This window comes from Candidatus Symbiopectobacterium sp., from assembly GCF_020054415.1.
GTDB lineage: Bacteria > Pseudomonadota > Gammaproteobacteria > Enterobacterales > Enterobacteriaceae > Symbiopectobacterium.
Map to the genome: position 1 here is coordinate 1 of NZ_JAHWCO010000067.1, position 1,866 is coordinate 1,866.

A 1,866-nucleotide genomic window follows, 5' to 3' on the forward strand; every position below is an offset into this window, starting at 1 on the left:
CGCTGCTTGAGGGCCTTGTTATAAGAGGGCCAGTTGGTGATTTTAAAATTTTGTTTTGCCATGGAGACCTGATTTTGAAACAACTGTGGTGATCTGCTCCGATGATTACCCAAAAGTTCTATTTATTCAACAAAGCCGCACGGCGGTATTGCGCACATCCACAATCGAACTAATGGGCTCTCCCGCCGCCAGGCGGTGTGCAACTTCCACCAGCGGCCGCTCGCCGTTGCCGTAGATCAACAAATCGTCTTTGGCATCCACCAGCACCGAATGACGCACCTTATCTGACCAATAGTCGTAATGTGCGATACGGCGCAGGCTAGCCTCAATGCCGCCCAGCACAACCGGCACATCGCTAAAGGCTTCCTTGCAGCGCTGGGTATAAACCAGTGTGGCGCGATCCGGACGCTTACCGGCAATATTATCTGGCGTATACGCATCATCATGGCGCGCTTTGCTATCGGCGGTGTAATGGTTGATCATCGAGTCCATATTGCCTGCCGTCACGCCGTAAAACAGGTTCGGCTTGCCCAGACGCATAAAGTCGTTCTTCTGCGTCCAGTCCGGCTGGGCAATAATCCCAACCCGAATCCCCTGCGACTCCAGCATCCTGCCAACGATCTCCATGCCGAAGCTGGGATGGTCCACATAGGCATCCCCTGTCACCAGCACAATGTCGCAGCTGTCCCAGCCCAGTTAATCCATCTCTGCGCGGCTCATGTGCAAAAATGGCGCAGTGCCGTAGCACTCAGCCCAGTAGCGTGGGTAAGAAAACAGATGGCGTTCAGGAACAATCAGGCTTGTGGACACGGTCAACTCTTCAACACGGGGGGTTATCAGGGCCGGAAATTCTACCGATTTCCCCAGAAAAAGGGGGAAATTTACACAGGAAATGAGACAGATCATGAAAATGGTTCTGCGCAAAAAACGCGCACCAACGTTGCAAGAAAACACACCGGGTGAGGTCGTTAGCCACCCTGCGCGTTTGCAATGCTACACTTCAGGTAAATATAGCCAGCCACATAACAGAATATATGACCAGCACTGCATTGAAACGCCCGATTCTGACGCTCCCCAACGGGGCGGACAAACTCCTGCTGCATTCGTGCTGCGCGCCGTGTTCAGGGGAAGTGATGGAAGCCATTCAGGCCTCCGGGCTTCACTACACCATTTTCTTCTACAACCCCAATATTCATCCGCAGAAGGAGTATATCATCCGCAAGGAAGAGAATATTCGCTTCGCTCAGAAGCATGGTGTGCCCTTTATCGATGCTGATTACGACATGGATAACTGGTTCGAACGGGCAAAAGGAATGGAGTGGGAACCGGAGCGCGGCGTTCGCTGCACCATGTGCTTTGATATGCGCTTCGAGCGCACCGCACTCTATGCCGCGGAAAATGGCTTTACGGTGATCAGCAGTTCGCTCGGCATCTCGCGCTGGAAAAACATGCAGCAAATTAATGACTGCGGCCAGCGGGCCGCCTCACATTATCCGGGTATGGAGTACTGGGATTACAACTGGCGTAAAGAGGGCGGCTCTTTACGCATGATAGAGATCAGCAAGCGGGAGCAATTTTATCAGCAAGAATACTGCGGTTGCGTTTATTCCCTGCGCGACAGCAATCTGCACCGCAAATCGCAAGGCAGACAGCTGATTAAAATCGGGAAACTGTATTATGGTACTGAGGAGTAATCGCACGGGTGATCCCGAACTCTACCCGTCATTCGGCTTTGTTGAATAAATAGAACTTTTGGGTAATCATCGGAGCAGATCACCACAGTTGTTTCAAAATCAGGTCTCCATGGCAAAACAAAATTTTAAAATCACCAACTGGCCCTCTTATAACAAGGCCCTCAAGCAGCGC

General features: G+C 51.7%; 1 protein-coding gene and 1 pseudogene. One reads left to right on the forward strand and one right to left on the reverse strand.

Going from position 1 to position 1,866, the window contains the following annotated elements; genetic code table 11:
• Window positions 1-138: 138 nt before the first annotated feature.
• A pseudogene (locus QZ506_RS02230) lies at window positions 139-810 on the reverse strand (YgiQ family radical SAM protein); the annotation flags it as partial.
• Window positions 811-1,034: 224 nt separating this feature from the next.
• On the opposite strand from QZ506_RS02230, the gene QZ506_RS02235 reads away from it, so the two are divergent.
• The gene (locus QZ506_RS02235) at window positions 1,035-1,694 is read left to right on the forward strand and encodes an epoxyqueuosine reductase QueH (RefSeq protein WP_291968741.1); all 660 of its coding nucleotides are present in this window, start codon (window positions 1,035-1,037) and stop codon (window positions 1,692-1,694) included.
• Window positions 1,695-1,866: the final 172 nt, after the last annotated feature.